This is a genomic window from Clostridium sp. UBA2485 (genome assembly GCF_002341865.1).
Classification (GTDB): domain Bacteria; phylum Bacillota; class Clostridia; order Clostridiales; family Clostridiaceae; genus Clostridium_J.
This window is the reverse complement of sequence record NZ_DDOV01000058.1, coordinates 24,904-49,736: the sequence shown is the minus strand read 5'-3', so window position 1 is coordinate 49,736 and position 24,833 is coordinate 24,904. Positions and strand designations below refer to the sequence as shown.

23 protein-coding genes, 1 pseudogene and 2 riboswitches are annotated in these 24,833 nt (G+C 27.4%); of the genes and pseudogenes, 3 read left to right on the top strand and 21 right to left on the bottom strand.

The genetic code is table 11. The features are described 5' to 3' along the window. Nucleotides 1-132 precede the first annotated feature (132 nt). The 3 genes from B3603_RS12285 to B3603_RS12275 all read right to left on the bottom strand — a co-directional run bounded on the left by B3603_RS12285 (nt 133) and on the right by B3603_RS12275 (nt 2,663). Nucleotides 133-702, bottom strand: coding sequence for a GNAT family N-acetyltransferase (locus B3603_RS12285; RefSeq protein ID WP_291565220.1), 570 nt, complete (start codon nt 700-702; stop codon nt 133-135). 46 nt (nt 703-748) lie between these two features. Continuing rightward, the gene (locus B3603_RS12280) at nt 749-1,618 is read right to left on the bottom strand and encodes an effector binding domain-containing protein (protein ID WP_291565217.1); all 870 of its coding nucleotides are present in this window, start codon (nt 1,616-1,618) and stop codon (nt 749-751) included. A 214-nt stretch (nt 1,619-1,832) separates the two neighbouring features. After that, entirely contained in the window at nt 1,833-2,663 is an 831-nt protein-coding gene (locus tag B3603_RS12275) for a DUF2785 domain-containing protein (protein WP_291565214.1), read from the bottom strand. 129 nt (nt 2,664-2,792) lie between these two features. Between B3603_RS12275 and B3603_RS12270 the strand changes: the two genes are divergently transcribed. Beyond that, nucleotides 2,793-3,644: a DUF5050 domain-containing protein gene (locus B3603_RS12270; protein WP_291565211.1), complete on the top strand. Its 852-nt coding sequence runs from the start codon at nt 2,793-2,795 to the stop codon at nt 3,642-3,644. A 117-nt stretch (nt 3,645-3,761) separates the two neighbouring features. On the opposite strand, the gene B3603_RS12265 is transcribed toward B3603_RS12270, so the two are convergent. From B3603_RS12265 to B3603_RS12245, 5 genes are all read right to left on the bottom strand, one after another. Further along, nucleotides 3,762-4,337 (bottom strand): xanthine phosphoribosyltransferase, encoded by a 576-nt coding sequence (locus tag B3603_RS12265; RefSeq protein ID WP_291565344.1) that lies wholly within the window; start codon nt 4,335-4,337, stop codon nt 3,762-3,764. Next, entirely contained in the window at nt 4,321-5,667 is a 1,347-nt protein-coding gene (locus B3603_RS12260) for a uracil-xanthine permease family protein (RefSeq protein WP_291565207.1), read from the bottom strand. Before B3603_RS12260 ends, B3603_RS12265 begins: the two co-directional genes overlap by 17 nt. Nucleotides 5,668-5,864: 197 nt before the next feature. Next, nucleotides 5,865-5,966, bottom strand: a riboswitch (purine riboswitch). Nucleotides 5,967-6,074: 108 nt separating this feature from the next. Next, nucleotides 6,075-7,190, bottom strand: coding sequence for a helix-turn-helix domain-containing protein (locus B3603_RS12255; protein WP_291565204.1), 1,116 nt, complete (start codon nt 7,188-7,190; stop codon nt 6,075-6,077). Nucleotides 7,191-7,349: 159 nt separating this feature from the next. Further along, nucleotides 7,350-8,252 (bottom strand): TIM barrel protein, encoded by a 903-nt coding sequence (locus B3603_RS12250; RefSeq protein ID WP_291565202.1) that lies wholly within the window; start codon nt 8,250-8,252, stop codon nt 7,350-7,352. 372 nt (nt 8,253-8,624) lie between these two features. Continuing rightward, complete coding sequence (locus tag B3603_RS12245) at nt 8,625-9,395, bottom strand: TatD family hydrolase (protein ID WP_291565199.1); 771 nt, start codon at nt 9,393-9,395, stop codon at nt 8,625-8,627. Between the two features lie 414 nt (nt 9,396-9,809). Here B3603_RS12245 and B3603_RS12240 point away from each other — a divergent pair. Further along, nucleotides 9,810-10,920: pseudogene (locus B3603_RS12240) on the top strand (DEAD/DEAH box helicase). Nucleotides 10,921-11,210: 290 nt separating this feature from the next. On the opposite strand, the gene B3603_RS12235 reads toward B3603_RS12240, so the two are convergent. The 13 genes from B3603_RS12235 to B3603_RS12175 all read right to left on the bottom strand — a co-directional run bounded on the left by B3603_RS12235 (nt 11,211) and on the right by B3603_RS12175 (nt 24,257). Next, nucleotides 11,211-12,524: a hemolysin family protein gene (locus B3603_RS12235; protein ID WP_291565197.1), complete on the bottom strand. Its 1,314-nt coding sequence runs from the start codon at nt 12,522-12,524 to the stop codon at nt 11,211-11,213. A 358-nt stretch (nt 12,525-12,882) separates the two neighbouring features. Beyond that, complete coding sequence (locus B3603_RS12230; protein WP_291565194.1) at nt 12,883-13,653, bottom strand: ABC transporter ATP-binding protein; 771 nt, start codon at nt 13,651-13,653, stop codon at nt 12,883-12,885. Nucleotides 13,654-13,655: 2 nt separating this feature from the next. Then, the gene (locus tag B3603_RS12225; RefSeq protein WP_291565190.1) at nt 13,656-14,687 is read right to left on the bottom strand and encodes a FecCD family ABC transporter permease; all 1,032 of its coding nucleotides are present in this window, start codon (nt 14,685-14,687) and stop codon (nt 13,656-13,658) included. Nucleotides 14,688-14,699: 12 nt separating this feature from the next. Next, the gene (locus B3603_RS12220) at nt 14,700-15,812 is read right to left on the bottom strand and encodes an ABC transporter substrate-binding protein (RefSeq protein WP_291565187.1); all 1,113 of its coding nucleotides are present in this window, start codon (nt 15,810-15,812) and stop codon (nt 14,700-14,702) included. A gap of 21 nt (nt 15,813-15,833) precedes the next feature. Further along, entirely contained in the window at nt 15,834-17,039 is a 1,206-nt protein-coding gene (locus B3603_RS12215; RefSeq protein WP_291565184.1) for a nitrogenase component 1, read from the bottom strand. Then, a complete protein-coding gene (locus tag B3603_RS12210) occupies nt 17,036-18,247 on the bottom strand; it encodes a nitrogenase component 1 (RefSeq protein WP_291565180.1) in 1,212 nt (403 codons plus the stop codon). Before B3603_RS12210 ends, B3603_RS12215 begins: the two co-directional genes overlap by 4 nt. A 12-nt stretch (nt 18,248-18,259) precedes the next feature. Beyond that, nucleotides 18,260-19,108 (bottom strand): nitrogenase iron protein NifH, encoded by an 849-nt coding sequence (locus B3603_RS12205; protein ID WP_291565178.1) that lies wholly within the window; start codon nt 19,106-19,108, stop codon nt 18,260-18,262. A 130-nt stretch (nt 19,109-19,238) separates the two neighbouring features. Beyond that, nucleotides 19,239-19,427: riboswitch (cobalamin riboswitch) on the bottom strand. A gap of 224 nt (nt 19,428-19,651) precedes the next feature. Beyond that, nucleotides 19,652-20,305 (bottom strand): endonuclease III domain-containing protein, encoded by a 654-nt coding sequence (locus B3603_RS12200; RefSeq protein ID WP_291565176.1) that lies wholly within the window; start codon nt 20,303-20,305, stop codon nt 19,652-19,654. After that, a complete protein-coding gene (locus B3603_RS12195) occupies nt 20,305-20,763 on the bottom strand; it encodes a methylated-DNA--[protein]-cysteine S-methyltransferase (RefSeq protein ID WP_312573260.1) in 459 nt (152 codons plus the stop codon). The genes B3603_RS12200 and B3603_RS12195 overlap by 1 nt, the downstream gene beginning before the upstream one ends. Further along, nucleotides 20,763-21,344 (bottom strand): bifunctional transcriptional activator/DNA repair enzyme AdaA, encoded by a 582-nt coding sequence (locus tag B3603_RS12190; protein WP_291565174.1) that lies wholly within the window; start codon nt 21,342-21,344, stop codon nt 20,763-20,765. Before B3603_RS12190 ends, B3603_RS12195 begins: the two co-directional genes overlap by 1 nt. A 339-nt stretch (nt 21,345-21,683) precedes the next feature. Then, nucleotides 21,684-22,607, bottom strand: coding sequence for a transposase (locus B3603_RS12185; RefSeq protein WP_291565172.1), 924 nt, complete (start codon nt 22,605-22,607; stop codon nt 21,684-21,686). A gap of 155 nt (nt 22,608-22,762) precedes the next feature. Next, nucleotides 22,763-23,191 (bottom strand): hypothetical protein, encoded by a 429-nt coding sequence (locus B3603_RS12180; RefSeq protein WP_291565169.1) that lies wholly within the window; start codon nt 23,189-23,191, stop codon nt 22,763-22,765. Nucleotides 23,192-23,369: 178 nt separating this feature from the next. After that, nucleotides 23,370-24,257, bottom strand: coding sequence for a LysR family transcriptional regulator (locus tag B3603_RS12175; protein ID WP_291565166.1), 888 nt, complete (start codon nt 24,255-24,257; stop codon nt 23,370-23,372). Nucleotides 24,258-24,368: 111 nt separating this feature from the next. Between B3603_RS12175 and B3603_RS12170 the strand changes: the two genes are divergently transcribed. After that, nucleotides 24,369-24,824, top strand: coding sequence for a DMT family transporter (locus B3603_RS12170; protein WP_291565162.1), 456 nt, complete (start codon nt 24,369-24,371; stop codon nt 24,822-24,824). Nucleotides 24,825-24,833 lie beyond the last annotated feature (9 nt).

Genomic DNA, 24,833 nt, shown 5'->3' with positions numbered 1-24,833 from the left:
AATAGATTTTTAAGAGAATGTACGTTAATTAACATTGAACTATATAAAACTGTAAATAAGTTTTTATAAACTTATTTACAGTTCTTTTTCTTTTGATGCTATTTAAAATAATAACTATAAACTAAAGGTAAGTTACTCCTTGTAATCTTCTTTTAGAATGCTATATATCTCCAAATCTACTATACCTTTGCCAGACCATAAAGTAGCCTGCCTTAGTAATCCTTCTTTTATAAAGCCATTTTTTAAAAGTACTTTCTTTGAGGCTTCATTTTCTGGCATAACTTCTGCTTGAATTCTATTAATATTAACCTTCTCAAATAAGAATTTTATTAATATTTTAAGAGCTTCGGATGCAATATCCTGTCCCCAATATGACTCTGATAAAAAATATCCTATTGTTACCATATCTATCTTTGGCTTAAAATCCATGGCTTCAATAATTCCAACTAATATAGCAGTCTTATTTTTTAAAAATATCCCCCATTTAATTCTATCTTTTTTATTATAATCTCTTTCAAAATGAGTAACCATATTACTTATAGTTTTAATATTCTTCTTTGGTATAATTCCACAATATTTAAATACCTTTTCATTGCTGTAAATTGCATATAATTCTTCTATATTACTAGCCTCAATTTTTTTTAATATTAAGTTTTCCGATTCCAAAACTGGAAATTCATTAAAAGCTATTCCTATATTCATATTATTCACCTGCTCCGTCTACAAAATAAATGTGAAAGTAAAATTTCTACTTAATAGGTATATATATTTTCATATTCATATTATTTGGAAATCTTGAGTTACAGACATCTGTAATCTCAAAATCAGGTTCTTCTCGTCTCTCGTAATTAGAATTTGGTAACCAATTACTATAAATATATCTTCTTGTATTTTGAACTAAATCAACTGCTCCACATATTTTAAATTCTGCATATTTCCCCTCAGGAACTTCAAAATTAACAAAATTATTATCTATATCTTCAGAAAAAGCATCTACTTCTTCACCAATAATAAATGAAAATCCTCCGTTATCTTGAAAATTACATGCTATGCCATAGCAAATGCTTGGTTTAGATCTTTGCGGAATTTGTAGATAATATTCATTTTTCCCAAAATCATTATAAAATTCAGGGATATTTTTAAAATACTCATAATCATTTAAATTTGTCTTATATTCATATCCCATAATATTTATCTTGGTTAAAATAATAATATCAGGCTTATTCATATTTATTTCTCCTTTAATATTTTTTCTATAATCAAGAAAATTAATTTTGTTTTGCTTATTAACATTTATATTAGTCTTTCGATATGCAGCCGGCGTTATATCAAAATAACCTTTAAATGCCCGAGTAAATGCTTCCTGAGAATTATATTGATAAGAAATAGCTATGTCCAATATATTTTTATTTGTTTTCTCCAGTAAAACTGCTGCTTCGGATAATCTTCTTTTTCTTATATACTCCTGTACAGAAAACCCTGAAATTGCTTGAAAAAGTCTTTGGAAATGAAAAGCTGAAAAAAAAGCTTTTGACGCAACTTCATTAATTTCTATTTCTTCTTCAAGATTCTCCTCTATAAATTCAATAGCATTTTGTATTCTTTCAAAGTAATCCATCAATTCACATCCTCACTATAGTTATATTTTATCTATAACTTAAACTGTTTTTTTGATAATTTATGCTATTCTTGATTTAAAATAAATAAGCCTTAATTAGTTTTAATTATATATTTAAATCAATAAATAAAAAAGATTAAGAAAACTTAATACCAAATTTTCTTAATCCCATTTAAGTTCTTTAATTAATGAGTTTTGCCTGAAGATAATTAACCTAAAAAGTTTTAATTTTATATAATGTTTCCTTTATTGCTTCACTAATTACTTCAGAATTATTTTCATATATCAATCTAAAATAAATACTTCTCAAGAAATTTTTAATATTTATAAGTAGATTATGATCTTCTGGATAATGATTGGTTTTATTTATATCATCAAAGCTTTTTATCCAATTTATAATTTCTTCATTATTTAGTAAATTTCTATTAATTACACTTATTATAACTACTGCCATCCTCTCGTCTTCCTCACTTACATAGCAATAATTATTAATACATACTTTAGTTTTAATTGCTTCTAATATATCTAATAGATCTTTATGTTCTATACCTTTGCACTGTGCTAACTCATCTAAAGCATCCGCAGTATGTGCTGCTGAATGTGCCCATCCTTTATCTTTTACATATCCTCTTATATCTTTTTCACAAATCATATATTCAATAGTCTTTTCTTTAACATTTTTCCACTCACTCTCTGAAAGAAAGTTCTCCCTTCTATGAAAATAAATTATTACAGCAACTATTAGAACAGAAAATGATCTTGTAAAAACAGAATCTGTTTCCTCCTCACCAATTTTATAGAACAAATGCTTCTCATCAAGGCTAATATTCAATAATTCTTTTAACTGTTCAACTGTAAATACACCACTTACAATCCATTTGCTTAATATCTCATAAATCAGTATGTCCCTAAGCTCTGGGTCACTATCTCCAACATACTCCATCATTTTTAAAGCCAATTCAAAAGCATCTAAATCCTTAGAAACTTTAAAATCATTATTTTTTATTTCTTTTAAAGTTTCCTTAAGTATATGTTTCTTATCCACTATAACCATCCTCCATTAACAACATTATCCATATAATCATTATATTGTAATATTAATTTAGAAACAAACTTTTATTCACTATTTTATATGGTATCATTAATAAAAATGTATCTTTTAGGAGGGTATTGTATGTCTTTGAATTATGGCAATATAAATAATGATGGACTAGTATATTGTGATGGCGAAAATATATATTATAGCAATATAACATCTGATAATGGAAAATTATATAGTCAAAATTTAGAACTTAGTGATAAAGTAAAGTTATCTGATATTGAAGAAGTGCTTTACATTACTAAATATGAATCTTTTTTATACTATGTAAGCAAAAATTCAATATATAGATTAAATTTAGATAATCACCAAAATGAAATTATTTACAATACTGGAAATGAACTATATGTATACGACATGAGTATTGTAGGTGAAGAACTGTTCTTTTCAGTGGGATGTGATGACGTTATTACATATAAAATGAATTTAAAAACCTTAATATCTGAAGTAATAATTAAAAATACATATGGAATAATTGTATTTAATAATTATGCTTATTATAGTTTAAACGTAGGTGATGGATTATATGGATTAAATTTAAATAATAATGAAATAATACAAATAAATGATACTAGATCAAGTTGGCCTATAATAAATAACACTTATTTATATTATATAGATATAGCTAATAATAAATCAACTTTCTTTAGAATAAATTTAAATACACCTAATTATAAAAAAGAAGAGATTATTAATATAAATAAAGAAATTGATTATTTTAATATTGCTTCAAATTATATAATTTATGAAGACTATTATATATATAGAATTGACTTAAATACTAAAGAAATTAAAAAAATTAATAATATTAAATCTAATGAAATGAATATTATTAATAATGAAATTTGGTTCGTTGCTTATGAAGATAGTGAATTTAAACTATATAAAATGGATTTAGATGGTGGTAACCTAACTCTTATTGAATAAAATAATTATTTTTTATAAAAAATAAAGCTATATCATTGATTTTAATCAAGATATAGCTTTATTTTCTCTATGATAAATATAGCCCCCAAATTTTTCTGATTCCACCTATAAATCTATTTATTCTTCTACAAATTCAATTAAATCCTTATCTAATTTCTTAATTCTAGCAAGAGAATAAACATCATATCCCTTTTCTATTAGCATGTCTCTTCCTGGTTGGAAAGATTTTTCTATAACTATTCCTATTCCACCAACCTTAGCTCCACTAGCTTCAATTAATCTTGCTGCACCTAAAGCAGCTTCTCCATTTGCTAGAAAGTCATCTATTATAAGTATGTTGTCATTCTCATTTATGTACTTTTTAGAAAGTGTTAATTCATAATCTAGTCCTTTAGTAAAAGAATGAACTGTAGTTTGATAAACTTCACCTTTTAAGATTTTAGAAGTTTGCTTTTTTAAAGTTACCATTTGCAAATCCATCTGCATAGCAGCCATCACAGCTGGTGCAATACCTGAACTTTCTATAGTAAACACCTTAGTTATTCCTTTATCTTTAAAATAATTTTTAAAATAAGTTCCTATCTCATACATAAGTTTTGGATCTACACCATGGTTTAAGAATGAGTCTACTTTTAAAACTGTTTTATTTAACGCCATACCTTCTTCTAATATTTTCTTACGCAGCTTTTCCATTTTCGATACTTCCTTCATTTGTTTTTTCTTCCCTTAATATTTTATTTAAAATAAGTGCCACAATTGTACCAGTTGATATTCCTGATGAAAAAATCATCTTTACTGCTTCTGGCAATTGAGCAATGAACTCTGGGCGGAAAGTAACCCCTAATCCTAATCCTATTGATGTTGCTATTATTAATAAATTTCTATTATTTATCTCAACTCTACTTAAAGTCTTAATTCCTGCTGCAGCTATAGTACCAAACATAACTATTCCAACACCGCCAAGTACTGGTTGTGGCATAATATTAATTAATGCTGCAAACTTTGGGAAAAAACCTAATGCTACTAAAAGTATTCCTGCCATTGTTGCTACTGAACGGCTTGCATTTCTCGTCAATGGAATTAATCCAACATTTTGGCTGAAAACTGTATTAGGAAAAGCACCAACAACTCCTGCCAATGCACTTCCAATAGCATCTGCTAATACGCCTCGTCCAATAATCTTCTCATCTGCTTTGACTTTTGAAACTTCACAAATAGATACTAAACATCCAACACTTCCTATAGTTGCAACAAAATAAGCTGGAATAAAAGGTAATACATATTTGAAATTAAAATCTACGCCATATTTAAATATGTTAGGCAATGCAAACCAACTTGCTTCTTTCACTAAAGTAAAATCTACCATGTTTAATGGAATACATATAATATAACCTATAACCATTCCTATTAATATTGATGCACTACTAACTATAGCATTACCATATCTGTTTAAGAGTAAAGTTATAAACATTACAAACATAGCTATTGAAACATTAATTAAACTTCCATAATCAGCAGCTCCTACACCACCTGCCGCCCAGTCAACGGATACTGGTAATAATGTTAATCCTATTAAACATACTACTGTTCCTGTAACTAGTGGTGGAAATAATTTCATTAGTGGTTTAATAAAATAACTTAAAATAACTTCTACTATGGCTCCCAAAATGGTTGCTCCAATTATAGCCGGTAGTCCTGCAACTGATCCAATAGCAATTGCTGGAGCAACAAAGGTAAAATCAGTTCCCATTATACAAGGCATTTTTGAACCTATAGGACCTATTCCCTTAGATTGTATTATTGTAGCTATACCAGCTGCTAAAATAGATGCACTTAAAACTGCAGTAGCAACTGCTCCATCAAAACCCAATGCACTTGATATTACTAGCGGTACTGCTATAATTCCTCCAAAGGCAGCAAATATATTTTGAAATCCTAATAATATTTGCGTACTTATGCTAGGAGTATCATTAATTCCATAAAGTAACTCATCATTACAAAGATTTTGTATATTTTCTTCCACTCTTGTAATCCCCCTAAAAATATATTTATCATATGTTCTCGTACATCTATGTATATTTAACAAAATAATATTGAAAATTATGTCATAGAATATTTAATAATTTTTGAAGATTCCACATTATATTTAGGGAAAATAAAAAACACCTCAAATATATATTTGAGGTGCGTCAATTTTAATAATAGAAATATAATATCCTTACTAAAACAACTTAACCCCGTAGTCTGCTAATTTTCGGCTAGCAGGTAGAAACTTTCGGACCTTATCTCCGATGATATACGAGAAAATTTTATGATATAAAGAGATTATATCATAGAATAGTGTTTTAGTATATTATTAAATTAAACTATTATTAGTATTAATTACAATAGTATTTTATTTAAAAGAAATATAAGTATAGTATTAATTTTTTATTTTTTAGCCAAAGACTTCACTTCTAAATTCTTTAAATCTGTTAATACATCAATAAATTCTTCACACTCCCTAATTGGATCAAAAACTGAGTCTTCAAGCATTTTAAAAATATTTTCATATAAGTTCATTGTTAGTGATTTTTCTCCACATTTAATTTCATTAAAACACCAAATATTATTTAGATTTCCAAAATCATTAATATCATATTTCCTTATGCAACCTACCATTGTTTTTAATGATTCTATAGCTTTACTATTTTTATTAATTTGCAAATATATTCTTGCCAAATTAAAATATTCCGTCCATAATTTTAAAGACCCATCTCCATCAGGTGATAATACTTTTTTAAAATCTATTGCTAACTTATAATATCTTTCAACCATCTCAAAATCTTTTTCATATCTTCCATATGAGGTAGCCAAATTCATACAAATAAGAGATATTTCATGAATATGTTTATATAACTTGCTTTGAAGTAAGTTTCTAGCTTCTTTAAATTTCTTCTGTTTAATATATATGGTTGCAAGTATATCATTGGGATCACATTGACTTTTATGAATTTTATTTAAAGAATCTATTGCCTTATCATCTTCACCAACTTGTGAATACAGGGCACCTAATGCAAATAATGCACATTCTACAAGCTTAGTATCTGTACAATTTGACGCTACATCTTCAAATAATTTAATAGTATATGTAAACATATTCATAGATTTTTCTTCATCATTAGCTTTCCATGAATAAGCAAAAAATAAATGAGCTATTTTATCTTTTAGATAATAACTATTTGGATATTCTAAAATATAGCTTTTACTTTTTTCAATAGCTAAATCAAAATTGTCTGCACTATTAAAAAGTTTCTCACATTCACTATAGATTTTTTTAACTTCTTTATCGGATAGTTCAATTTCAAAGTTTAATAATTTATCTATAGTTACATTAAAAAATTTTGCTAACACTGGCAGCAGCGTTATATCTGGATATGAAATCTCATTTTCCCATTTTGAAACAGCAGCCATAGAAACTCCTATAAAATTAGCTAGTTGCTCTTGCGTAATAGCTCTTTCTTTTCTTAATTTACATATCACTTCACCAATTTGTAATCTTTCCATATTCATACGCTCCATTAAATGTATTATAAGATCTTACATATTAAGTATACATTGTAACATTTAAAATACCAATGGAGGTGTAGTTGAATATAATAAATACAACTTAACCATTGGTTAAGTTGTATTTGATTTCTTTATTTTACCTTTTAAAACTCCACACTATACTAATAAACTCTCTATCCATTTATAACATTCTTCTAATTCTTCATCAGTTATCTTATCTGAGTAATGTTCAAATACAAATTTACAGGTATTATTGGATTCCTTAATTATTTTCATATATTTTTTTATATCTGCCCATCCTTCGTAAGGTTTTTGACAAGGTAAAATATGAAAATGGCTATATTCTAGATTAGTTGAAACTTTTACATTCCATAAGTGTATTACTTCTGCATATTTTACAAATCTTTTCACAAGTTCATAGGAATCAAAATTATCATCAAGCTTCTCTTGTAGATGAAGTCTACCTATATCTAGGCATAGTCTTATATTACTGTACTCTTCCAATAATTCTTCTAACAAATTTGTATTATAAATATATGAATTTACAGCATCTAACTCTAATATCACTGAAATATTTAATTCCTTAGCTTTATTTGATATCCATTTAAAAAAGTCTCTACTTCTTTCTTCAAATTCATTATAAGAATATTCTGACTCATAGTAGTGCTCTGATTTATCTGTAAACCTCCAGTTTGTCCAATCTACCCTATCATCTAAAATTACTGGCTTAGGATAATGCAAAAGCACATAATTTGGATTAAATTTATTTACAAATTCAAACTCTTTAGCAATAAAATCAAATGATTCCATACGTTGTTTTTCATCTTTTGATAAATATTGAGGATCTCTAAATTTCCATTGATTTACTCTTAGCGGAAAATGTATCCCTAATTTAAGATTATCTCTTTGAAGTGCCTCAAGTAAATTAAATATTTCCTTCTCCTCTTCATATTGACAAGCTTGTACACCAAAGAAATCTTCTCTTAAATCACGGTTATATCTGATCTTATCAAATCTTTCAAATAGAGCAATCATAAACCTATTAGTTATTGTAGACATCTATATGGTTCCCCTTTCATTTAATAAGTTCTATATAATTCACCACTTTTTTATATTGTTGGATTTAATAAATGTCCTTGAATTATTTAATTATACTTGTTCCTGCAATCTATTACAATATTTCAAATAATTTACTCATATTCTCTTATTACCTCAAAATAAAAACCACTATATCATTTAGTGGTTTTCTATAAAAATTACCGCTCTAAGGGACGGTTCATTTAAAATGCTTGTATTATATATTATCCTTAATGTTTAAGGAACGATTCATTCAAAATATTTATATCTCTAGGGGACGATTAATAATAAATATTCAAATACTTATCTCACATTTTTAATGAACCGTCCCCAATTTTCTAAAAATAGATTATTTTAAATATTAATATTAAAAATTTTCTTCGCATTTTTATTGGTTTGAATCTCTACTTTTTCAAAAGGTACTTTTCTTAATTGCGCAATTGTACCTGCAACATACCTTACATAAGAAGGCTGATTTCTTTTTCGACCGATATCTGAAGGTGTTAAATAAGGTGAATCTGTTTCAATTAACAAATATTCAAGAGGCATCTCTTTTGCTACTTCTTGAAGTTTTCTAGCACTTCTATAAGTAACAGGACCTGCTATGGATATATAAAATCCCATATCAATATATTTTTTTGCGAGTTCTAAATCTCCAGAGTAACAATGTAGTACTCCAGTTAAATTTCCATCCTGTTCCTTCTTTAAAATATTATAAGTGTCAATATTGGCATCACGGTCGTGAACTACTACAGGCAATGCCAATTCCTTTGCTAATCTTATTTGCTCTATAAACCATTTTTTCTGAACTTCCTTTTGATAATTTTCATAATGATAATCTAATCCGCATTCCCCTATAGCTACTACTTTACTATGACTTGCTAAATTTCTTAACGTTTTGATTGAATCGCAATCCATTTCATCTGAATTATTCGGATGCACACCAATAGTAGCATATAAACTGTCATATTCAGCTGCCAGTGAAACTGCCTCAATTGAACTTTCAATGGATGTTCCTGGTAATATTACTAGCTCAATACCATCATCCTTTAACTCTCTAATAATTTTATCTCTATCTCTATCAAATCTTTCTGAATATAAATGTGCATGGCTATCTATAAGCATTCGTATTCCTCCTTATATTTTTTATCTAATCTAAACCTAAGGCATTTTAAAAAATAATTAGTAAATTTGCTAGACTATTTTATTTAAGATGCCTAAATCCATTATAAGAAACAATGGCTGACATCATTATGTCACCCATCAATTTTTAATTTAAGGGACGGTTCATTTTTATTCTTATAAAATACTATAATACCATTTAAATTGTAAACTCTCTAAGAAATATTAAAAAGAAGCTATGTTAAAAATAATATTTTTACATAACTTCTTATTTTTTTATTAGTCTTACATGAAATTTGCTATATAAATTAATACTAATAATAATATAATTTTTATTAGTATTAATTCTAGTAATATGATACTATTAATTGATTTAAATAAATAAAAATATAACTTAATGATGAAAGGTAAGAAATAATGAGTTTTAAAAATTTAGGAATTAGTGAAAGTATAATAACTGTGTTAAAAAATTCAGGTATTACTAAGCCAACGGCAATTCAAGAAGAAAGCATTACATTTATTAAAGAAGGTAGGGATGTTATAGCAGAAGCACAAACTGGTACAGGGAAAACCCTTGCTTTTTTACTTCCTATATTTGAAAATATATCACCTAATATAGATGCAGTTCAAGTATTGATTGTGTCTCCTACAAGAGAACTGGCTATTCAAATAACTGAGGAAGCTATGAAACTTAAAGCTGCTAAAGATATAAACATTTTAGCAGCATATGGTGGGAAAGATATAGGAGCACAACTTAAGAAGCTAAAGGGAAATATTCATCTAATTATTGCAACTCCTGGTAGACTTTTAGATCATATCAAAAGAAAAACAGTAGATCTTAGCAAGTTAAAAACCTTAGTATTAGATGAAGCAGATCAAATGTTATTTATGGGATTTAAAAACGAGGTTGAAGCTATCATAAAGGAAACCCCTAAAAAACGTCAAACCCTTTGTTTTTCTGCAACTATGGATTCTCAAGTTAAGAAATTAGCCTATAGATATATGAATGATCCTTTAATGGTTACTGTAAAAAAAGAAGCAGTTACACTTAATAACATTAAGCAATTTGTAGTGGAAANNTACAGATAGAAGAAAGCAAGATGCACTATGTACAGTTTTAGAAGAAGATAATCCATTTATGGCTATCATATTTTGCAGAACGAAGAGAAGAGCTGATGATCTTGAAATAGCACTTCATAGACGTGGATTTAAATGTGAAAAGTTACATGGTGATTTAATTCAATCAAAACGTGAAAGAATAATGAAATCTTTTAGAAACGCAGATATTCAGTACTTAATAGCTACAGATGTTGCAGCTAGAGGATTAGATGTAAGTGGAGTTACTCATATATATAATTATGATATTCCAGAAAGTGTTGAAGGTTATATACACCGTATTGGTAGAACTGGAAGAGCTGGTGAAGAAGGATATACTTGTCTATTTATAGATCCTAAAAATCAAAAAACCTTAGAGGAAATAGAAAGAGTAATAAAATTTAAGATACCAAGAAGAGAGTTAAACATATAAGTTTATTCATATAAAGAGCCCTTGTAAAATAAGGGCTCTAACTGTTTTTATTTTTTATTCTTACTACTCCCTCTACATATGTGAAGTATTAACTGTAGGTATGTTTAAATAAAATAAATATAGTGAAGCTTACCTAATAAAAAATAATATTATTTATAATTTAAAAACATATCTTTTTTATTATATTCATCTCTAAAGCTTTTCAGAACTCATCTTATGACATAGTTTTTAATATACAAAAAGCCAATATAATTTACAAACTGCATTTACTCAAAATAAGTACTTAACATCTATCTTCCTATATACATCTTTATCTTACTTATACGTTTATCAAGTATTTCTTCTACTTTAAATGATAGATTTTCATACTCAACTAATTTCTCCTCATCCGTTTCAGGTATACCACCTATTATATTTAATAAGAATCCACCAATTGTATCAAAGTCCTCACATTGAAGATTCACATCAAAATAACTATTAAAATCATTTAGAGAAAGGAGACCATTGATAAGAAATGTGTTGTCATCTATTTTTTCAATAAGTAGTTCTAATTCATCATATTCATCATTTATTTCTCCCATAACTTCCTCAATTAAATCCTCTATTGTTACTATACCCGAAAATCCACCATATTCATCAATTAAAACAGCCATATGAATTTTTTTTGACTGTAATTCCTTAAACAAATCATCAATAGGCTTATTTTCTATTACAAAATATGGTTTATGAAGTATTGACCTTATTTCTATATTTTCAAATCCTTTTATTTTTGCTTCGGCAAGCATATCTCTCATATATAAAATACCTATAATATTATCTGGATTTTCTTCATATACAGGTACTCTTGAATAATTTTCTCTTAATAATTTATCTAAAGCTTCCATTATAGGAGTATTTATATTCAGCAAGAATGTTTCTGTTCTAGGTTTCATTACCTCTTTAGCTAACTTGTCATCAAATTCAATAATGCTGTTTATCATTTCACTTTCTGTTTCATTAAAAACACCATGTTCTCTCCCTACATGAACTAATGACTTTATTTCCTCTCTGGATATCTTTTCATCCAAATTTTCGGTATTCAATCCTGATAGTTTTACAAGTGCATTTGTTGATAAGGAAAGTAGTTTTACAAATGGTGCAGTAATTTTTGAAACAATTAATATAGGTTTTATAGAAAGCATTGCAATTGTTTCTGATTTTTGTAATGCAATTCTTTTTGGGTACAATTCTCCAAAAACTAAAGTTAAATATGCTATTATTATTGTAATTGATATTAATGATATTTGGTTAACATAAGGAATATTAAACTGGGATAGATACCTACTTAAATGGCTGGATATTCCTGTAGCAGCAGAAGCACTTGAGAAAAATCCTGCTAATGTAATACCTACCTGTATTGTTGCTAATAATTTACTAGGCTCTTCATTTAATTTTTCTAGCAATTGTGCTTTCTTATTCCCTTCTTCTGCTAATATTTTAATTCTATTTTTATTCATAGATATTATTGCCATTTCTGCAGAAGAAAAAAATGCATTTATTAAAGTTAATACTACCACAAGAATAAGTTGAAAAATAATATTACTAGATCCAAAATCACCTTCCAATTATAATCTCTCCTCTATCTATATAATATAAAGTATTATATCAATATTTATATACTTCTATTTTAATTCTTCTCATTATAAAATAAATACTATATAAACTATAATATACCCACTAACACTATATGAAATACCAACTGTCACTTGTCCATTTATTCACATCATCTAATCTATATACATTGAATATTAATTATAACTAAAATAAAAGCTCACTATTAAAAGCAAGCCTTTATTTTATCTCCATAATTTCAATTGTATAAACCTGATTAATATAAAAAAATTTAATATTAATTTTTCTAAAAAGCTATAAATTCTTGCTCATAGCTTTTTTGTGCCAAATCATAATTATAAAATAAAGTTATTATTTTATAGCTATAATAGTTGTTAATATTTCATCTTCATGAGGCACTGATACTATTTTTGAAGTCACATCAAAATATTTTTTAATATTTTCTTCTGTGATTATGTTTTTTGTTTCTCCTACCAAATAATCATTTTTTCCTAAAAATAATGTTTTATCAGATATTTTTAAAGCATTTTCAGGATTATGAGTATTAATAATACATGAAATGCCCTTTTCATCTACCAAATGTTTTATTAGTTTTAATACATAAAGTTGATTTTTAAAATCTAAATGGGATTCAGGCTCATCCAAAATCAACACCTTAGGCTCAGCTACTAATGCCCTTGCAATATATACTAATTGAAGCTGTCCTCCACTGAGCTGATTACAAGGTATATCTGCCAAATGTGCTATTCCTATATCTTCTAGAGTATCTTCTATTTTTTTTATATCTGCTTTAGAAGGTACTGAAAACATTTTTACATATCTTGCTCTCCCCATAGATGTCATCTCTTTAACTGTATATGGAAAAGCAAGTCCTCTAGCCTGGGGTACATAACCAATTTCACAAAAGTCATTAATGGACATAATTTTTCTGCCATGTACAATGGTTTCGCCTGACTTCCATTTTAATAAACCTGATATACATTTTAATAAGGTTGTTTTTCCTACACCATTTTGACCTAAAATAGTCATTACACTTCCCTCTTCAAGAGAAAAACTTATATTGTTTAATACTGATTTTCCTTTTATATACCAATAAGTTCCGTTTTTTACTTCTATAATCATTATCAATCACCTATTACTTTCCTATTGCGCTTTAATAAATAGCCAAAGAATGGTGCTCCTATTAAAGCAGTCAATATACCAATAGGTATTTCGACTGAAGTAGCTGTTCTTGCAACAATATCTACTATAGTTAAAAATATTGCTCCAATTATTCCGGAAGCTGGTAATAAATTTTTATGATCCACCCCTACTATTCTTCTAGCTACATGAGGTATCACTAATCCAACCCATCCTATAACTCCAACTACCGTTACAGATGATGCAGTAATTATAGTAGCACAGATTATTGCAATTAATCTAATCTTCACCGGATTAACGCCAAGAGAATTAGCTTCTTCGTCTCCAAGTGAAAGTATATTAATTCTCCATCTTAATAGCAATATTATGATAATACCTAACATTATTGGAACTATAACTAATTTAATATCTTTAAAAGAGGTCTTTGCAAAGCTTCCCATTAGCCAATAGGTTATGGCAGGAAGCTTATCATATGGATCTGCAACATATTTAACTAAAGATATTAAGGAGGAAAAAATAGATGACACTACAATTCCAGATAAAACAAGTGATAATACAGAAACTTTATTTTTATTTTTTGCAAGTAAAAATGTTAAAACAACACTTACTATACCAAAAATAAATGCACTTAATGAAGTAAATGTAGAATTACTAAATATTAATATTCCTAAAGCTACACCAAAACCCGCTCCACTACTAACCCCTAGTACATCTGGACTAACTAATGGATTTCTAAACAGTCCTTGAAAAGTAGTTCCAGAAATAGCTAAACCTGCTCCAATAAGTAGACTAAGTATAGTTCTTGGAAGTCTTATCCCAAGAACTACTGATCTTTCAACTTCATACATATTTAAATTAATTTTAAAAATATGGCTATATAATATTTCTAACACCACTTTAGGTGAAACAATATATCTTCCCATAAATAGTGATACAAAAAATGTAATCATAAGCATAGCTATCATTATAGGCCATTTAATTTGTTTTTTTCTTTTCTGTTCATATAATTTCTTCATTATCAACTACCACTACTTTATATTTAATATTCTATTTATTTCATCTTCTTTTAAATTATAATTTAAAAATTTTGTATAGAATTCTTTTAGTTCCTTTTTAATATCTAATTTACTAAATATTTCTGGCTGTTGAACTGTAGCCATCCATTTAATCATAATTGGAGTTTCAGCACAAGGAGCATCCCACCTATAAATACCCATTGGAGTCTTATATACCTTATTATTCTTTACTGCATCAATTTTGCTCCAATCCTGTCCTTCAATTTTATTTTGTAAAATGTCTTCTGGTTTGAAATCAGAAAAATTGCTTAAATAGATTATTTCTGGATTCCATTCAATTATTTGCTCCATGGTTACGTTTACCCATTGACCTGGAGTATCTTTAGATACATTTTCTCCTCCAGACATTTCTATAAAGGTATTATTAGCGGATTTACTACCCGCAACTTTAAGTTCTTCATCTCTTAAGTACAATACTCTTGGCTTCTTACTTTGTTCATATTTATCTTTTACTGAAACGAAATACTTTTCTGTTTCCTTATGATATTCTATTAATTTTGATGCTTGATCTTGTTTATCTAATACATCTCCTATAACTTTTATTCCATTTTGAAGATCTTTAAGAGTTCCATATTTTAATGCAATTCCAGGTATTCCAATATTTTTTAGCTGTTCAATTTCAGCTTCTTGGTAATCCCATATTATCATAGCATCAGGATTAAGCTTTTTTGCTTCTTCCATATGTATTGTGAAATCATTATCTACAAAATTAGTGCTTGCATTTTTAAGCTCTGGAGCCATATCATTTAAAATAGATTTTTCATAAGATTTTTTCGCTGAAGGATGCATTCCACTAATTCTTTCCCCATTACCATCAACTGCATAAATTATAGAAGCCCATGGAATTGGTACTGCTGCAATAGATTTAACTTCTGAAGCCATTTTAACTTCTTTACCTGTAGTATCCACAATAACCTTAGTTCCCTCTGCTTTTTCTGTTTGCTTAGCACTTTCCTTTTCAGTGGACTCATTATTTTTATTGTTTGAGCATCCTCCTACAATAAAAATTGATATTAAGAGTACTAACATAACTATTAATTTTAAACTTTTTGCTTTCTTACTCATAAAATTTCCTCCTAAATTGTGTTAATTTTCTAGGTATTTCTTAAAATAGTTGAATCCTTTTTCTCCAATGTATTCATAATCAGTATGAGAAAACTCTCTTCCACTAAGTCCAAAATAAGGCAGTGGAATAAACTTCACTTTATTTTGAGATGGGATAAAGTTTTGAAAAATAGGATCAGCTATAATAATATCTGCACTATTTATTTGCTCTAATATTTTCTTTTCTTCTTCAAAAAATTCCACTTCAGAATATCCATTATTTACATAAAACCTCTCAGAATTAGTTCCTTTTTTAATTGTCGATAAGATAGATATATTATTTATTGTAAAATCTTCTTTAAGACATTTTTTTATAGCAGTAGCAATGAAAGGCTCTCCTACTATAAAAATTTTTTTATCAACTAATTTATAGTTATTATCTATATTTATATTTGAATATCTTAACCGTATATCTTTATCAATAGAAATATTAAACTCTTCTAAGACATCTATGTAATTTCTCATCCCTGTCACTCCAACCGGTAATTCTAGAATATATGGAATATTGAATTTTTCTTTCATATATTTAGCTAATTTTAGTCCTTCCAAAGAAATAACTATATTAATCTTCGCTTTGGATAAAAGCTTTATATTATTTAAACTGTATCCATCTTCTCCAAATGTATTAATTTTATATGAAGAGCTATGTAAAACTTCAAATAGCTCGTCCAAATGTACTCTATTCCCTAATACAAAGGGAATATATCCGATTACATTAATATAATCCTCTCTTAAGCCTATATTAGATTCATTTAAAAACTTTTCTCCTAATTTAAACAATCCTTCAGAAATTCCTATTGGATAACTTTCAAAGCCACTAGTATTAAAAACTACAACTGGTATTTTTAATTCTCTTTCAATTTTGGAGGCAATACTATTAAAATCAACTCCAGTAAGAGCAGATATAGGCGTTCCTATAAGCGAAATAAAATCAAAGTTACTTATATCGATTTTTTTCAAGCTCTCTATAAACTCATTTTCAGCCCCAGTTATTACATGAATTTCATTAAGACTTGTACTTAAAAATGAAGTTTCAAAAAAATTTCTTGTTTCATCTATCTCTATAATAGAGTGATCACATCCCCCTGGTGAATATAATATATTCAATGAATTCATTTCAAAAATTATTGAAGATACTCCTGAATAATCACTAGCTATTGGAGGTAAATATTTGCATAAGTTCATCATATTAAATCTCCTATTAAATTCTTAATATTTTCAAAGGATATATCATAAGATTCTTTATAGTTTACATGCTTAGCATTAGGATATTTATTTATTGCATATTCTCCTATAGCAATTTCAATATGTTTAAATTCATTGTTATTTTTTTCTTTTAAAAAAGAATTTGTGTAAATCTTTATTTCATTTGCATTTTCAAAGGATTTTATTTTTTCAAATTGTTCCATAGAGATATTCTCTATAAATACTACCCTTACATCAAATCCCCATTGTAAAAGCGAAATAGCAATTTCTAATGAATTATCTTTTAAACCAACTGCAAGTCTTTTATGAAAAATATCCTCTGGAATACTCATTAAATATTTCTCAAATTCTTTTTCAATATTTTCAAAATCATCCTTCACTGCTAAAAATTCAGATAACTTTAGATAATTAATTCTCAAATCATCTAATATATACTTTTGAGGAATAAAACAGTATGGAATATTATATTTTTTTTCTAAGTTTTTAGCTAAATTTATTCCAAATTTATGAGTAACTATATTTATATTACTTCTAGAAAATTTCATGAAATCTTCAAAATCATTTAAATTACAGAAATCATTGATTTTATCATATCCACTTTTATTTATTATTTTATATAAACTACTATCTTTTGAAATTCTCTCTTCTCCTAAAATATTTACAGCTTTTTTATTAAGATCATTACTTGATTTGTTATGAAATTCTAAAATTTCAGCAAATATATTACTTAATCTTTCCTTTGGAAGCATTCTTCTTTTTGAAAGTGGACCTCTTTGAAATATTTTTACAGGAACTTTATACTTTTCTTCAATATATTGAATGCCACTGGTAAAATCTGTTCCCATAACAATATCACTACAGGAAATATATATGATAATCCCTTTTGATGTGTAATTTGAATCTACGACAATAGATTCAAGAGCACTCTTTAATGACTCCATATGATTATTAGTAATTAGATCAATATTTGTAACATTAAGCATGTAAAATCTATCTAGGAGTTCTTTTCTAAAAGCTCTAAAATAAAGTACCCTTAAGCAAGATTCTGGTCCAAGAACTAATACATGTATGTCTGGAATCTTTAAGGCAAGGTCTATAACTTCATTACAACTATCTTTATGTATGGCTCTTCTTAATACTGATTTTTCCCTAATTCTTTTTAAATCATCATCTTTTTTTAATTCTTCCATAACATTCCCCTTCTAGTTAGTTCTTATATTTAAATTTATTTGTGCAACTTCTTTTGAAAATAATTCTAACTCTTCTTCACTTAAGGGACTTGGAATACTATAATTAGCCTTATCTAATATTTTCTTTGCTAAATCAATAAATACATTAGAAATTTCAGAATTAGAGAATTTTTCTAAAACTGTTTTTCCTTCAAGTTCTGCAATGGCTATCTCTTTACTATATGGCACTTGTGAAACCATTTGTGTAGAGCATTTGTCTGCAAATTTTTTTATTATATAATCATTAGAGTCATAATTTCTATGATTATGAATAAGTCCACCAAAAATAGGATCTTGATTTTCTGAAAACCTTTTTACACTCTTCATAATATTATTAGCTGCGTACATGGACATAAACTCTGAAGAAGACACTATATATATTGCATCTACATATTTTTCCCTCATTGGAACAGAGAAACCACCACAAACTACATCACCTAATACATCATATATAATTACATCCCAAGACTTCTGAAAGATATTAAGATGCTCAAGTTCTTCCACCATAGTTATTATTCCTCTCCCTGCACAACCAACTCCAGCTTCAGGACCACCTGCTTCAACACAAGAAATCCCATTAAATCCCCTCTTTATAATATCTTCTTCTACGATATTGTTTCCTTTCTCTTGAAGCCTTTTAATAACAGATGGTATCTTTCTCCCTATTAAATTTCTACTAGAATCACTTTTAGGATCACAGCCTATAAAAAGAACTTTAAGTCCAATACTAGAAAAAGCTGCTGCAACATTTGATGCTATTGTAGATTTCCCTATGCCACCTTTTCCATAAAATGCTATTTTCAAAGGTTTATTTTTATTCATTTAATTTCCCCCTATAGAATATCTTTTAAAAATTTTCATATAAAAAAACCTCTCAATTCAAAAATCAAGAGGTTTTACCATTTCTCGTGTAAAATAAGAAATATCTAAAACACCCTCCATCACTCGTAGAGTTTCGGTGAAAAAATAGGCAGGTCTTCTGACTCAAGCATCATCATCTTTTCTACCTTCCCAGTTTCCCAGTGGTTTATTGAAAAGACTACACTCTTACAGCGGCGGGACCGTGTGGGATTCTCACCCAACTTCCCTTTTAATTAATGCAGGCAATTATCTGCACTAAACCTATTTCTTTATTATTCAATTTAGTTACGCTACTCCGATTATACAATAACATATTAGTTAACACAAGTAGACAAAAAACTACATAGTTATATACATTTTTTAAATTCCCTCAAGGCTATATGTATTTTTCAATATTTATTGATTTTCAAATATCTCTAAAAATCTAAGGGACGGTTCATTTTTATTCCTAAAATTAAAAGCTTAATTTAGAATATAATTATGAACCGTCCCTTAAAACATCAATTACTTGATATAGCTACTAGAAACTCTCTTTTCACATATAGATTCAAGTGGGCATCCTGCACAATTGGGTGACTTTTTACAATGACATTTAGCATGTTCTACAATAAGGCCATGAAATTCATTATATATGTATAAATCCTTTGGTATACTCTCCTCAATTTTAATTCTTAACTCATCATAATTTTTAGGTATATCATATCCAAGCCTATATAATATACGCTTAGTATAGGTATCTACAATGAAAAAAGGAATATTTAAAGCATAGGTTAAAATTGAATCAGCAGTTTCCCTTCCAACTCCTTTAATCTCTAATAATTCATCACGTAAGACTTGTCCATCTATACCCTTTATATTTTTAATATCATATGAGTACTTTTTAAACCATAAAGTAAGAGCTTTTAGTCTAATTGCCTTCTGATTATAGTATCCACTAGGTCGTATAATTTCTCCAAGCTCTTTATTTGAAACAGTTTCTATAAATTCTGGTGATAAATTATATCCTAAGTTAGCTATTGCTTTCTCAACATTAGTCCATGATGTATTTTGTGTAAGTATTGCTCCAACCATCATCTCAAAAGCTGTCTTTGCAGGCCACCAACTTCTTTTTCCATAAGCTGTTAATAGTAAATTATAAATTTGTATTAATTCCTTCATCACTTTGCCTCCAATAATAACAATCGTTCTTTAATATCTATTGCTCCAAGATATCCATTAAGCTTACCATTACTACCTACAACACGATGACATGGAATAAAAATTGGTATTGGATTACGGTTGCATGCAAGCCCAATTGCACGTGCAGCTTTAGGTCTGCCAACCTTTTCTGCTAATTCCTTATAAGTAAAAGTTTTTCCGTAAGGGATTTCACATATCAATTGCCATACTTCTTGCATAAATCCTGTTCCACTAGGGGCTAAAGGTAATGAGAAAGTTTTAAGCTTTCCGGAAAGATATTTATTAAGTTGATATGATGCTTCTTTTATTATTTCTGTCTCATAAATATCTACTTCTTGTGGTAACCTTTTATCTTTAAAGTATACACCACATATCTCTCCCTTCTTTTCCTCTATTCCAATTCTTCCTATATCTGTATCATAAAAAAATAAAGGCATTATCTTATACTCACCTCATTTATATTATTTCTTTTTCTATATTCCTTTGGTGTATATCCAACTTGTTCTTTAAAATATTTGTAGAAATTAGACAAACTTTTAAATCCTACTTCATAAGCTATTTCAAGAATGTCTAAATCAGTTTGTGATAATAATTCCATAGACTTATTAATTCTTATTTTAAAAATATATTCATTTGGTGTTAAACTATAATATTGCTTAAATAATCTTCTAAAATAACTTTCACTCATACCAATTTCTTGTGATATAAACTTTAAACTAAATTCACTATTATAATTTAAAGTTAGCATATCTTTTGCTTTTTCAATTAACATTTTATTAGGTTCATAAATATGTCCATTTATATCTGGTCTACATATTTTACATGGTCTAAAGCCTGCATTTATAGCCTCATCTACACTATTGAAAAACAAAATGTTCTTTTTTAGTGGTGTCTTAGCTTTACATGATGGCCTACAGAAAATACCTGTTGATTTAACAGCATAAAAAAATAATCCATCATATTGCTTATTACAATCTATTACAGCATTCCATTTCTCTGTAGTCGTAATCTTATCCATACTAAATTCACCTCTAAAATCATATATTAATAACAATTATATACGTGTATTTTTAAGCTTTCTTCCTCATTTTTATTAACCTATTCTTACCAATAAATTTATTCTTTAAGGATAAGGGACGGTTCATTTTTATTCTTATATTTTAATCCTATTTAGAATATAATTATGAACCGTCCCTTAGATAAAAATAAAAATTAAATATTCTTGTTTATTTTGATTAATTACATATATCTAACTTTAGTATTTTATTAAGTTTTATTAAAATCTTATGGTAATATTTTAAGCTTGTCCTATTTCTTACAATCATAACAACATAGTATATAAAAATAATTTTTTATGTTAACATGCCATTTTTTGAAGATTAACTTCTACTAATTCATCTAGCATAGTTTGATAAAATTTATCTTTAATTATTAGTTCTACTCCATATTTGCAAAGCATAGATACGTTAGACTGTGTTATATTCTCTAGGATTTTACATATTTCTTTTTGACTTTTACCACTAAATTGAGTTAAAAACACTACATACACAGCCTTTGCCTTCCTACTCTTTCTTCTATGTTTTAATTTTAACTCTATCTCCTCAACTCCTGTTTTCTCACAGATAAAATTACTTATTTCCTTTTCTGAACAATTTCTAAGTAAGATGATTTTTTCACTTTTATATTCTGACTTATCATTTTCAAATTCCATTTCTTTAAGTTTTTCTTTTTCTATATTAAACATAGTTTTATAATGGTTCTCTCTTGCTCCTCTTTTTCTCCTACCAAAAAAACTCATTATATATTCTTCATTACAAAGATTAAATCTATTTTTTTCTAGTCCTAGATACAATGATAAGCTTGAATATGTATACTCTTCTGGCTTTTCTTTGTATTCTTTTATATCTACTGGATTTCTATGTATATATTTAGAAACTTCTATTAAATATGCATCGCTATTTATGGGCTTGCTTTTATATCTATCTCTAAATACCGGTCCTTTATGATTTTTGCACGTTCTAAGATACCCTCCATATCTTAAGTTAAATTTTTTCATCATTTTACTTAAATCTCCACCATTAATGTCTATTAAAAAATGGGTATGGGTATCCATTAAACAGTAGGCATAAACCTTAAAATTTTCTTCAATCTGCAATTTTCTTAAGATTTGAAGCATTTTTTCTTTATCTTCATCATCATAAAATAAAGGTTTATCAGGAAAACTTCTAGTCATAACATGATATATTCCGCTTTCGCTTAATACTCTAGCTGTTCTAGCCACCTTAATTCCTCCAATTATCGTAGTTTTTTATAATTATTGCCATTCCTTAAAGTCTTAAACAAAATTTTCATATGATAATTAGAAAGTTTAGATATTTTTAATGAACCGTCCCTTAGTCGAAATTTAGCTAAGAAATTTAGCTAAGTAGATGTTTTTTATTCTCTACTATTATATGTTACTAAGTCTTCAGCATATGGAAAATAGTTAAGAAAGGATTCTATAATTTCATCATGCTTTGATATGAGCAAAACAAGCGATGAATCCCAAGGTACTATTTCTATTTCAGCAAGAGGATGTTGCATGCTAATATTTTTAACCCAAAAATTAGGATTTCCATCTGCATATGGCAAAGAGTATTGCAAAACATTATTTAAGGTAACATCCTTAGAGAAGGCAGAAAAAACTCCCCATATAAATTGTATTTCATTTTCACATACAACTCTCCATAAATTCCTTCCAGAAATCCAAACATACTCCTTATTATAAGGTATCATTTCATCTGGATAATCATTGCATTCATAATCTGTAATTAGCCAATTATAATTCAATTGCATATTATTAAATGCTAAAAAAATTTCGTCCATATAAGTACACTCTCCAAGTATCGCCCCTCTTATTTTAATCTCCTCCTATTCTAAAATATAAAATAGCTATATTGATTTCTATAGTTGTGACATAAAAATATATTATTAATATTAAAGATAGAGCTTATTTTTACTCTTATATAAAATATAATAATATAATTATGAACCGTCCCTTAGTTCAAATCTTGATAAGCTCAATAAATTTTTCTGCTGCGTTGGATATAGGAATACCTTTTTTAGTTACTATTCCTAGATTTCTTTCAGGAATTTTTTCTTTAACAGGCACTTCATATAATTGTTTTTCCTTTAACTCATTTTGAATGTAATCTTTTATAACACAAGAAACGCCTAAGCCTCTTCTTGCAAATTCAATCAATAACTCCATATTACTTAATTCTATTTCTGGTGATACAACTAAAGAATTTGAGCTAAAATATTTATCAATATAGTCTCTTGAATTGCCACCACTTTCTAGTAAAATAATAGGATAATTATTCGTAAGTTCCTTTAAAGCTATTTGTTTTTTACAAATATGCTTATATTTTTCACCTACTACGAAACAATCTTGTGTTTTAAATGTTTTTATAATATTAAGTGAATCTTTCTTATCGATATTCATATTTATGATTCCAATATCTATTTCTCCTGACTCTAACAATTCAATTATTTTATTTGTAGACTTATCTGTAATATAAATTTTTATATTAGGAAACTCTTTCTTATATTTTTCAAGATAATTCATTAAGTAATATTTACATACTGTACTACATACTGCTATTCTTAATTGACCTAAATTAAGATTTTTAAGCTCCATAAATTTTCTTTCTGCTGTCTGCATAAATCCATAACCTTGTTCTATATATTTGAATAAGACTTCACCCTCTATTGTAAGAGAAACGCCCTTTGGAGTTCTGTAAAATACTTGTCCTCCTAATTTTTCTTCTAACAATTTTATAGAATGGCTAACAGCTGGCTGAGATGTAAAAAGTTCTCTTGCTGCCTTAGATATACTACCTAATTTAGCTGTAATGTAAAAAATTCTATAAAGTTCAAGATTAATATACATATAAAATTTTAGTATACCTCCTATATTAAATATCAATTTTATTTATATCTATAAACTAATTATAATTAATTTATGAAATTAATCAAATAATAAATATATGGAGGTTATACTGTGAGATTTATACATTACTTTCTAGCGCTAATATCGGGTTTTGCCTTGACATTACAGGTGGGCATAAATGGAGAACTTCGGTCAAAAATAGGAAGTCCTATACTTTCATCTCTTATTAGCTTTGCTGTAGGAACTATAGTACTTACTGTAACATTCTTCTTTACTGTATTAAGTGGCTACAGTTCATCACAAAATCTTATTAATATTAAAAATACAAATTGGTGGATGTTTACAGGAGGATTATTAGGAGCATTTTATATATTTACTACCATATTTACTTCTCCTAAAATTGGATTTGCTAATATGTTTAGTCTTGTTATATGTGGTCAAATAATTCTTGCTGTTATATTTGACCATTTTGGATTGCTTGGTAATCAAATTCACACAATAAATTCATTAAGAGTTTTAGGAGTTATTTTATTAATTTTGGGTGTTTATATTATTCAAACTCATTAATTATAATTA

Coding starts and splice junctions, on each gene's coding strand:
- B3603_RS12220 (WP_291565187.1), bottom strand. CDS start 15,812: ATGAGTAAGAAAGCAAAAAGTTTAAAATTAATAGTTATGTTAGTACTC.
- B3603_RS12195 (WP_312573260.1), bottom strand. CDS start 20,763: ATGCCTTTATTTTTTTATGATACAGATATAGGAAGAATTGGAATAGAG.
- B3603_RS12215 (WP_291565184.1), bottom strand. CDS start 17,039: ATGATGAACTTATGCAAATATTTACCTCCAATAGCTAGTGATTATTCA.
- B3603_RS12175 (WP_291565166.1), bottom strand. CDS start 24,257: ATGTATATTAATCTTGAACTTTATAGAATTTTTTACATTACAGCTAAA.
- B3603_RS12285 (WP_291565220.1), bottom strand. CDS start 702: ATGAATATAGGAATAGCTTTTAATGAATTTCCAGTTTTGGAATCGGAA.
- B3603_RS12190 (WP_291565174.1), bottom strand. CDS start 21,344: ATGGATAAGATTACGACTACAGAGAAATGGAATGCTGTAATAGATTGT.
- B3603_RS12245 (WP_291565199.1), bottom strand. CDS start 9,395: ATGCTTATAGATAGCCATGCACATTTATATTCAGAAAGATTTGATAGA.
- B3603_RS12210 (WP_291565180.1), bottom strand. CDS start 18,247: ATGGAAGAATTAAAAAAAGATGATGATTTAAAAAGAATTAGGGAAAAA.
- B3603_RS12280 (WP_291565217.1), bottom strand. CDS start 1,618: ATGGATTACTTTGAAAGAATACAAAATGCTATTGAATTTATAGAGGAG.
- B3603_RS12265 (WP_291565344.1), bottom strand. CDS start 4,337: ATGGAAAAGCTGCGTAAGAAAATATTAGAAGAAGGTATGGCGTTAAAT.
- B3603_RS12200 (WP_291565176.1), bottom strand. CDS start 20,305: ATGAAGGAATTAATACAAATTTATAATTTACTATTAACAGCTTATGGA.
- B3603_RS12205 (WP_291565178.1), bottom strand. CDS start 19,108: ATGAATAAAAATAAACCTTTGAAAATAGCATTTTATGGAAAAGGTGGC.
- B3603_RS12255 (WP_291565204.1), bottom strand. CDS start 7,190: ATGGAAAGATTACAAATTGGTGAAGTGATATGTAAATTAAGAAAAGAA.
- B3603_RS12230 (WP_291565194.1), bottom strand. CDS start 13,653: ATGATTATAGAAGTAAAAAACGGAACTTATTGGTATATAAAAGGAAAA.
- B3603_RS12250 (WP_291565202.1), bottom strand. CDS start 8,252: ATGTCTACAATAACTAATAGGTTTATGATTGCTCTATTTGAAAGATTT.
- B3603_RS12225 (WP_291565190.1), bottom strand. CDS start 14,687: ATGAAGAAATTATATGAACAGAAAAGAAAAAAACAAATTAAATGGCCT.
- B3603_RS12180 (WP_291565169.1), bottom strand. CDS start 23,191: ATGGACGAAATTTTTTTAGCATTTAATAATATGCAATTGAATTATAAT.
- B3603_RS12270 (WP_291565211.1), top strand. CDS start 2,793: ATGTCTTTGAATTATGGCAATATAAATAATGATGGACTAGTATATTGT.